The sequence below is a fragment of the Pseudomonas sp. BF-B-30 genome, assembly GCF_019956305.1.
GTDB classification, from domain to species: Bacteria; Pseudomonadota; Gammaproteobacteria; order Pseudomonadales; family Pseudomonadaceae; genus Aquipseudomonas; species Aquipseudomonas jessenii.
The window spans coordinates 1-8,620 of sequence record NZ_JAHBDG010000062.1 but is presented as its reverse complement, the minus strand read 5'-3'; the positions used below and the strand labels follow the sequence as shown (position 1 = coordinate 8,620).

Below are 8,620 nucleotides of genomic sequence, written 5' to 3'. Positions count from 1 at the left end.
GCTCGCGAAGGCGTAGTGTCAGTCGACGCAATTGTCGATTGACAGGACGCCTTCGCGAGCAAGCCCGCTCCCACATTTTTAGATCGCCTTCACACCAAATCCCTATGGGCAAACTCGATCACAGCGCTCTATGATTGATCCCCATGACCACCACCGCTGCGATCCGCTCACCCTGCCCGCCCGGCGCCTGCGACTGCGGGCGTGACCCGTTGCTGGAAACACCAGGGGCGGACCTGCGCATTCTGTTTCTGACCCGCAACGAAGAAAAACGCCTGATCGAACGCCTGGAGAACCTGCAGAGCCTGAGCGATCTGGAGCACCTGCAACGGCGCATGCTCGAACAGTTGGGCATCCGCGTGGACATCGCTCCCGGTTTCAACGAAGTGCGCACCATGCGCGGCATCGGCATCCAGATTGGCGAACTGCCGGGGCTGTGCCGCAAGACCCGCGCCAACATCCCCGCCGCCATTCGCCGGGCCATGGAAAAGCGCCCGGAGATCGCCTACGAACTGCTCAATGCCAACGACCTGTTGCGTGACGCCTGATGAAGCTTCTTCTCGAACTCCCCCTCACCGACGAGATTCTCACCTCGTTCGCCCTGGCCATTGGGGCCGACCTGCAGGGCTACCGAAACCACATTTACCGGGTGCTGAATTTCCATGGAGCCCTCAGCGGTGCCGATGGCCTGCCCCCGGCCGCCGTCCAAATCGCGGCGGCGTTTCATGACCTGGGCATCTGGACCGATGACACCCTCGACTACCTGCCGCCGTCCATTGCCCTGGCCACCGAGTACCTCGACAACCAGCAACGAGCGGAACTGAAGGATGAAGTCAGCGCATTGATACTTGAGCATCACAAACTGCGCCGGTATCGCGGCGCCTATGCTGCCAGCGTCGAACCCTTCCGCCAGGCCGATCTGGTGGATGTGTCCCTGGGCCTGGTGCGTTTCGGCCTGCCCCGCAGCTTCATCAAAACCGTGCAGTCGACCTTTCCCGATCACGGCTTTCACTCGATGCTGATGAAGCTTTCTGCCCGTCAATTCATTCGCTCGCCGCTGCGCCCGCTGCCCATGTTTCGTTGGTGAAACACGCATCCGTTACCCCCTCGAACAGGCACCTGAACAAGATCAGCGGTCGTACATGAATCGCGAGGCGCTGCTATGCCTTCCATGGGAGATTTTGCCGCAAGCCAGCCAGGATGGAACTGCAAACCCAAGCGCGGCCACGGCCCCGGCGCCAGCCAGGTGCGCGCATAAAAACCGGTGCCAATCCGTAACAGGAGGTAGCCGATGTTATTCATCGTCAGTTGGACAATCAGCCCGGACAACCGTGATGCCGCAATCGCACGTTTCCTCAAGACCGGTGGCGCACCGCCCGAAGGCGTCACCATGCACGGACGCTGGCACGCCGTAGGGAGCTCGGCCGGCTTCGGCATTGCCGAGGCGAGTGATCTGGTGCCGATTCAAAAATGGGTGCTGGAGTGGAACGACCTGATGAGTATGGACGTGCATGCCGCATTGACCGATGAGCAAATTGCACCATTGCTGGCTGCCACTGCCGACCGGTAATGGCGATTGAGGTGGCGAGTAGCGCTCGCCGCCTCAATTTAGCGGGTGTTTTTGAGCGAACACTCTTTCGGCGCAATGCTCCTGAATCAGTGCTTTCTGACTATCCATTACTGGATATTTCGCAATTCAAACCTACGCTCTTCGCGGGGGTTACGAAATTCAACGACGGTTGGGGGCTCGTCTCGATGTACTCACGCGAGTGCGCAGGAGCTCGAAATGAATCGGACAACCTTATCCACGCTGTTTGCGGCCCCCCTATTGCTGTCTGTGATGGCGTTTCCCGGCCTGACCCTGGCCGCCGACAAAGCTCCCAACATCCTGGTTATCATGGGCGACGATGTGGGCTGGTCGAATATCGGCGTCTACAACCAAGGCATGATGGCCGGCAGAACCCCCAACCTTGATCAGCTAGCGAACGAAGGCATGCGTTTCACTGACTATTACGCCGAGGCCAGTTGCACCGCCGGGCGCGCCAACTTCATTACCGGCGAACTGCCGATTCGGACAGGCATGACCACCGTCGGCCAGGCCGGCTCGCCCGTGGGTATTCCCGCCGAAGCCGTCACCATCGCGACCGCACTCAAGGCCATGGGTTATGCCACCGGCCAGTTCGGCAAGAACCACTTGGGCGACTTGAACCAGTTCCTGCCCACCGTCCATGGTTTCGATGAATTCTTCGGCTACCTCTATCACCTCGACGCCATGGAAGATCCGGCACACCCCAATTATCCGAAGGAGCTGCTAGACAGCGTCGGCCCACGCAACATGGTCCACAGCTGGGCCTCCACCACTGATGACACGACCGTGATGCCGCGCTGGGGCAAGGTCGGCAAGCAGAAAATCGAAGACGCCGGAACGCTCTATCCGGAGCGGATGAAAACCGTCGACGAGGAGATTCGCGACAAGGCCTTCTCGTTCATCGACAAGGCCAAGCAGGACAACAAACCGTTCTTCGTCTGGCTCAACCCGACCCGCATGCACATCGTCACGCACCTGTCCGACAAGTACGAGGCCATGCGCAACTCGCAGAATGGCTGGTCGGAACAGGAAGCCGGTATGGCGCAGCTCGATGACATTGTGGGCGACGTCCTGGCGAAGCTGAAAAAAGACGGCATGGACGACAACACCATCGTGATTTTCACCACCGACAATGGTGCGGAAAACTTCACCTGGCCCGATGGCGGCACGACTCCGTTCGCCATGGGCAAAGGCACGGTCATGGAGGGTGGCTTCCGGGTACCGGCAATCATTCGCTGGCCAGGCAAGGTGCCGGCCAACCAGATTGCCAACGGCATCATGTCCGGCATGGACTGGTTCCCGACCCTGGTCGCGGCGGCAGGTAACCCGAACATCACGGCGGAACTGCTCAAAGGCAAACAATTGGGCGACACCACCTACAAAGTTCACCTGGACGGCTATGATCAAACGCCAATGATCACTGGAAAAGGTCCGTCGAACCGGCATGAAGTTTTCTACTTCGGAGAGAGCTCCTTGGGTGCGGTGCGCATAGACGACTACAAATATCGCTTCATTGACCAACCGGGTGGTTGGATGGGGGCTAAAGTTGCTGTGGATGTGCCGATCCTGACCAATCTTCGACTCGACCCGTTCGAGCGCATGGGCTGGCCGGAAAATCAGGCCGCGCAGGGTTCGCAACAATACTTCGACTGGTTCAAATTCCAGTTCTGGCGCTTCGTGTTCGTCCAGCAGCAGGTGGCCAAACTGGCAGAAACAGCGATCGAGTTCCCACCAATGCAAAAAGGCGCGAGTTTCAACCTCGACTCGGTTAAAGCCAAGATCGCCGCGGCTCGGGCAGAGATGGCCAAGTAACAGCCGAATCCACGGGTGGCGGGTTCAGTCCACCCGTATTCGAAATGGACAATTGCTGAGGGATTTCCATGCCGACGAAAACAGCTACCCTGCCCGCCTCTGCGCTACTTGCCCTGTGCTGCCAGCAAGCCTGGGCCGGCGGCATCATGCTCTATGAAATCGGCACCGATAACGCCGGCCTGGCCAACGCCGGTGCCGCCGCCCGTGCCCAAGGCCCCTCGACCATCGCCAGCAACCCTGCGGGCATGAGCTATCTGCCAGGCACGCAAATCACCGCCGGCTTGCAGGTTCTGTACGGCGACCTGAGCTTCGACCGCGACTCCGGCACCAACACCCCGGGCAGCGGCAGTGGCAACGCCCTCGATCCGATTCCCGGTGGCAGCTTCTTCATCAGCCATGAACTCGACGAGCACTGGAGCGTCGGGTTCGGCCAGTACGGCGACTTCGGCCTGGCGGTCAATTACGACAACGACTGGTCCGGCCGCTACTTTGCGCAGAACTCCAGCCTGCTCGGCCTGTCGCTGGTACCGAGCGTGGCTTATCGCTTCAATGAGCAGTGGTCGGTCGGCCTGGGCATCAAGGCCATGTACGGCATGTTAAAGGCAGACACCGCCATCGACCGCTCCCCTTTCGGCTTCACTGACCGCTCTGACGGCCAATACAAGTACCGGGACAACACCTGGGGCTATGGCGCCAACGTGGGCGTGATCTACGCCCCACAACCCGGCACGCGCATCGGCCTGACCTACACCAGCCAGGTCGACCTGGACTTCAAGGACCGGCTGGACGTCAAGGGCGACGGCCGCCTGCTCGAGCGCGTCAACAACACCGATACCGAACTGGACATGAAGGTGCCGCAAACCGTCACCCTGAGCCTTTTCCAGCAACTGGACCGGCAATGGGCGTTGCTCGCCTCGGCCAACTGGCAGGACTGGTCCGAGTTCGGCGACATCGCCGTAGAGGTCGACACCACGGCATTTGGAGCGCAATCGACAACAGTCGACGCCGGCTTCAAGGATACCTGGCACCTCTCCCTTGGCGCGCAATACCAGGCCACCGAGCAGTGGTTGTGGAACGTCGGTGTGGCCTACGACAGCAGCGCCGTCTCGGACAGCAACCGCAGCGTGGTCGTGCCGATGAATGAATCCTGGCGCATTGCGACAGGAGCCACCTATGCTCTGAACGAGAACACCGATGTCAACGTCAGTTGGGCCATGGTCTGGCTCGGCGACATGCCGGTGGACCAGGCCAAGTCCGTATCGGGCAATCGAATCTCCGGTCAATTCGACAATGCCTGGATTCAGGCTATAAACGGAAACATGACCTGGCGATTCTGATGTCTTGTAAACGAAAGAATGACGATTTAAACCAAGGAGTAAACACCACTATGAATCTGTCCCGAAAACTGCTCGTCGGCGCTACGCTGGCCAGTCTGTTGCTAGGCGGCTGCACCTCGAAAGTGACTGAGAAGGAGCAATATTCAGGCTTCTTGTCCAACTACAACAACCTGCAGGAAGTCGAAACGCCGAGCGGCGGCACCGCGATGCGTTGGGTCAGCCCTGCGTGGAACCCGAATGCCTATGACACCGTGGTGTTCAACAAACTGGAGCTCTACCCGGCCCCCAAACCCGATGAGCGTGTCAACCAGCAGACACTGACCGACATTCAGAACTACATGACCAGCAAGGCAAAGGCTACGCTGGGTCAGAAATACCGCGTAGTGACCAACACCTCATCCGCACCGGCGGGTTCGCGCCCTCTGATCATGCGCGCGGCGATTACCGGGGTGAACGCCGAGAACGAAGGCATGAAGTGGTATGAAGTGGTGCCCATCGCGGCCGTAGTCGGGGCAACCCAGGCAGCCACCGGTCACCGTGACCAGGAAACCACCCTGTTCATCGAAGCCGAGTTCGTCGACGCCAAGAGCAACCAGACCGTAGCCAAAGTGGTGCGCAAGGTGTTCGGCACCGAACTGAAAAACGAAAGCCAGAAGATTACCGCCAAGGACTTCAAGGCAGCGATCGACAAACTGGGTACCGACTTCCAGGCGTTCCTCAAGTAAGAACAGGTTGCTCGCGTAGTAGCTGCCGCGGGCTGCGATCCTTTGATCTTCAGGTTATTGAAACCATAAAAAGGTCGCAGCCTTCAGCAGCTCCTATCGGCACAATTCACTTCTTCATCCCCACCCGCCGGCGCATCTCGGCAGTGATCGCCTGCCGGGTTTTGTGCATGTCCACGCCGAGCTTCTCCCCCTGCAACTCGAACTTGAGTCGACCCTTGGCCCAGGCTTTGGCGAGACCGTCCTGGGGAGTCCAAATGCCCCGGTCCCAGACGATCACCTCGCCCACGCCGTAATGCCCCTCGGGTATGCTTCGCGCCAGGACGTTGAATGCAAACGTCTTCTAACCAGGCAGAGCACACGAGTGGCGCAGTAATTCAATCGGCGTTGAAAATGCCCGGACAGACGGGCCATGGGCGCGCCACCCGGCTGGCGCTTCGGGGCCTATACTTCGCCGGTGCAGTCTCATCCCCCGGAGAGCAGCCATGCGCAGGGTTCACATCATCGAAGCCGGAAATCCCCCGGGGCCGGTCAACGTCGTGGGTGAAACGATCACCGTCCTGGCCGGCGGGGATCTGAGCAAACCGTTCGAGATGCACATCCAGAAAGGCATACAAGGAGGCGGGCCACCGCCACACTTTCATCCCTGGGACGAAGCGTTTTACGTCGTTGAAGGTCAGGTGGAAGTGACCGTCGAAGGCAAAGCCACCACCGTCCTGGCCGGTGGCTACGTGCATATCCCCAGCGGTTCGATTCATGCCTACAAGAACGTCAGCCCCACTGCGACAATGATCGGTGTGGTGTCCGATCCACGCGGTGGGCAGTTCTTTACGGCGTTGGATCAACTCAAGGTACCCGAGGACCTGCCGCGGATCTTGCAGATAGCCGAAAGCTTCGGGGTGACGTTTCTGCTGCCCAAGGCGATTTAGGCCGCACCGCCCTTGGCCTGCTGCTCCAGGTGCACTTGCAACTGCGGGTCGATCTGCAACGCCGCGGCCAGTTCATCCAGATAGTTGCGTTCGGCGTCCTGCTGGTCGTCCACCAGCATGACGCTGGCCAGGTACATCTCCGAGGCCATGCCCGGGTCGGTGGCCGACTGCGCGATGTCATAGGCATCCAGTGGCTTGGCGACCTCGTCGTCCAGCCATTGCTGCAATTGCGGATCGTCGGTGTGACGGCCGATTTCAGTGCTGATCATCTGTTTCTCGGCGGCATCGATGCGGCCATCGGCCTTGGCCGCGGCAATCAATGCCCGCAGGATCGCATGGCTGTGCTCCTCGGCCTCCGGGCCGGCCAGCAAGTCCACGGTCCGTGGCGCTTCCTGCGGCGCCGAGGCCTGACTACGCTGCCAGGCCTGGTACGCCTGGAACGCCATCATGCCCAGGGACGCCAGCGCCGCATAATTGGTGCCGCCAGCGGAGCGACTTTGCGGTGCACCGCCCATCGGCGAACCGCCGCCAAGTAAACCACCGAGCAAACCGCCCAACCCTGCGCCACCGCTGCCAGCACTGGTACCGACACCCCCGCCCAACAAACCGCCGAGCAATCCACCCAGGTCGCCGAGCCCGCCCTGGGCCGATGCGTCACCGCCACCCTGTCGCGCCATCGAGCCCTGGCCGGCGCGCAGTAATTGTTCGAGCAGATCGCTGGTGTTCATGACGTTTGTCCTCTTGAAGGGCGTTTATCCAGTCAGGCAACGATAGCCCCCGCAGGCGAATGTGCCAGCACCGTTGGGCTGACCCGCCCGCGCTATACCGGATTCGTCCGGGGTATTTTCTTGCGGCGCAGCTAAGATTCATGAGTGGTGAACCTTATTCCCGGATACCCGGTCGATACCTGCAACCCGACCCGGTTTGCCACCACCCCCGTACGCGGGGTGACAACTGGCTTGCTTCATTCACTGGAGAACGCCCCTGTGATTTCAACCCTGTACATCGCCAGGCTCAAAGCATGGGGCGCCCATGGTTTTACCGCCACTGGCGTGGTCACCGCTTTCCTCGCCACCCTGTCCCTGCTGGAAAACCAGCCGACCCATTGCCTGCTGTGGCTGGGTGTCGCCCTGATCGTTGACGGACTGGACGGTGCGCTGGCACGCAAGGTCAACGTGCAGTCGGTGTTGCCGAGCTTCGATGGCTCGATCCTCGACCTGGTGATCGACTACCTGACGTACGTGTTTATCCCGGCACTGTTCATCTACCGCTATATCCCGTTGCCGGACTACACCTTGCTGCTGAGCGTGTCGCTGATTCTGGTGTCGTCGCTGTTCTGCTTCTGCAACGTCAACATGAAGAGCAAGGACAACTACTTCCAGGGCTTCCCCGCCGCCTGGAACGTGGTTGCCCTGTGCCTTTACATCATCGCCCCGTCGCCGTGGATCACCTTCATTACAGTCATTGGCCTGGCCCTGCTGACCGTGACCCGGATGAAATTCCTGCACCCGTTTCGCGTGCGCCGGTTCATGCCGATCAACATTGCGGTGACGGCCATCTGGTTGCTGTGCAGCCTGTCACTGGTGCTCAACCATCCGCTGATCAACCCGTGGGTGATGGGGCTGTGGCTGCTGATGTCAGCGTACTTCCTGGGCATCTGCTTGTGGCGCACGGCGCTGGAGTGGTTCGACGAATCGAGGCTCAAGTAGCCATGGCGGTCCATATCGTTCAACTCGGCTCACCCCGTCGACCCGATGAAGGATTGCGCCTGGGCACGGTACGCCGCCCTCCCCGTGGCGTACCGAAAGCCGAATTCGCCCGTCGGGACTTTTATGATGTCTGGCAGCCGCTGCTGTCGCCCAGTGCGCAGTTGGTGGCCGAGGCCAAGGCTGCGCAAGATGCCAAGGCCTGGGAGGTGTTCCGGCGCAAGTTCAAGACCGAGATGAGCCAGCCCGCTGCCAGTCAGTTACTGGATCTGCTGGCCGCGTTGTCCCATCAGACGTCCCTGGCCGTGGGCTGTTATTGCGAGGATGAAGCGCATTGCCATCGGTCGGTGTTGCGCGAGTTGCTGCAGGCGCGGGGGGCCGTAGTGATTTAGATGCCATGACCATCACACAACCCCTGTGGGAGCGGGCTTGCTCGCGAAAGCGGTCTTTCAGTCGAAGATGCTGTGGCTGATACACCGCTTTCGCGAGCAAGCCCGCTCCCACACTGGACTTGGGCCAACTCAACGGC

At 60.4% G+C, this 8,620-nt stretch carries 10 protein-coding genes and 1 pseudogene; 9 read left to right on the top strand and 2 right to left on the bottom strand.

Annotated features, from left to right (window positions below):
- The first annotated feature begins 143 nt into the window (after positions 1-143).
- The 6 genes from KGB29_RS24720 (at position 144) to KGB29_RS24695 (ending at position 5,459) form a co-directional block, all read left to right on the top strand.
- Positions 144-545: a hypothetical protein gene (locus KGB29_RS24720; RefSeq protein ID WP_008050481.1), complete on the top strand. Its 402-nt coding sequence runs from the start codon at positions 144-146 to the stop codon at positions 543-545.
- The gene (locus tag KGB29_RS24715; RefSeq protein WP_150814999.1) at positions 545-1,084 is read left to right on the top strand and encodes a phosphohydrolase; all 540 of its coding nucleotides are present in this window, start codon (positions 545-547) and stop codon (positions 1,082-1,084) included. Before KGB29_RS24720 ends, KGB29_RS24715 begins: the two co-directional genes overlap by 1 nt.
- 204 nt (positions 1,085-1,288) lie before the next feature.
- Positions 1,289-1,567 (top strand): DUF3303 domain-containing protein, encoded by a 279-nt coding sequence (locus KGB29_RS24710; protein ID WP_057715432.1) that lies wholly within the window; start codon positions 1,289-1,291, stop codon positions 1,565-1,567.
- Between the two features lie 216 nt (positions 1,568-1,783).
- Complete coding sequence (locus KGB29_RS24705) at positions 1,784-3,397, top strand: arylsulfatase (RefSeq protein ID WP_057715433.1); 1,614 nt, start codon at positions 1,784-1,786, stop codon at positions 3,395-3,397.
- 68 nt (positions 3,398-3,465) lie between these two features.
- Positions 3,466-4,734 carry an OmpP1/FadL family transporter gene (locus KGB29_RS24700; protein ID WP_150814998.1) on the top strand — a complete coding sequence of 423 codons (1,269 nt, stop codon included), beginning with the start codon at positions 3,466-3,468 and terminating at the stop codon, positions 4,732-4,734.
- Between the two features lie 50 nt (positions 4,735-4,784).
- The gene (locus KGB29_RS24695; RefSeq protein ID WP_057715435.1) at positions 4,785-5,459 is read left to right on the top strand and encodes a DUF3313 domain-containing protein; all 675 of its coding nucleotides are present in this window, start codon (positions 4,785-4,787) and stop codon (positions 5,457-5,459) included.
- 175 nt (positions 5,460-5,634) lie between these two features.
- Here KGB29_RS24695 and KGB29_RS24690 read toward each other — a convergent pair.
- Positions 5,635-5,778, bottom strand: a pseudogene (locus KGB29_RS24690) (DNA polymerase ligase N-terminal domain-containing protein); the annotation flags it as partial.
- 163 nt (positions 5,779-5,941) lie between these two features.
- Between KGB29_RS24690 and KGB29_RS24685 the strand changes: the two are divergent.
- Positions 5,942-6,385 carry a cupin domain-containing protein gene (locus tag KGB29_RS24685; RefSeq protein ID WP_057715437.1) on the top strand — a complete coding sequence of 148 codons (444 nt, stop codon included), beginning with the start codon at positions 5,942-5,944 and terminating at the stop codon, positions 6,383-6,385.
- Here KGB29_RS24685 and KGB29_RS24680 read toward each other — a convergent pair.
- Entirely contained in the window at positions 6,382-7,113 is a 732-nt protein-coding gene (locus KGB29_RS24680; protein WP_150814997.1) for a tellurite resistance TerB family protein, read from the bottom strand. The two genes, KGB29_RS24685 and KGB29_RS24680, sit on opposite strands and share 4 nt — an antisense overlap.
- Positions 7,114-7,371: 258 nt before the next feature.
- Between KGB29_RS24680 and pcsA the strand changes: the two genes are divergently transcribed.
- The gene (gene pcsA / locus KGB29_RS24675; RefSeq protein WP_057715439.1) at positions 7,372-8,094 is read left to right on the top strand and encodes a phosphatidylcholine synthase; all 723 of its coding nucleotides are present in this window, start codon (positions 7,372-7,374) and stop codon (positions 8,092-8,094) included.
- Between the two features lie 2 nt (positions 8,095-8,096).
- Positions 8,097-8,483 carry a DUF488 domain-containing protein gene (locus tag KGB29_RS24670; RefSeq protein WP_150814996.1) on the top strand — a complete coding sequence of 129 codons (387 nt, stop codon included), beginning with the start codon at positions 8,097-8,099 and terminating at the stop codon, positions 8,481-8,483.
- Positions 8,484-8,620: the final 137 nt, after the last annotated feature.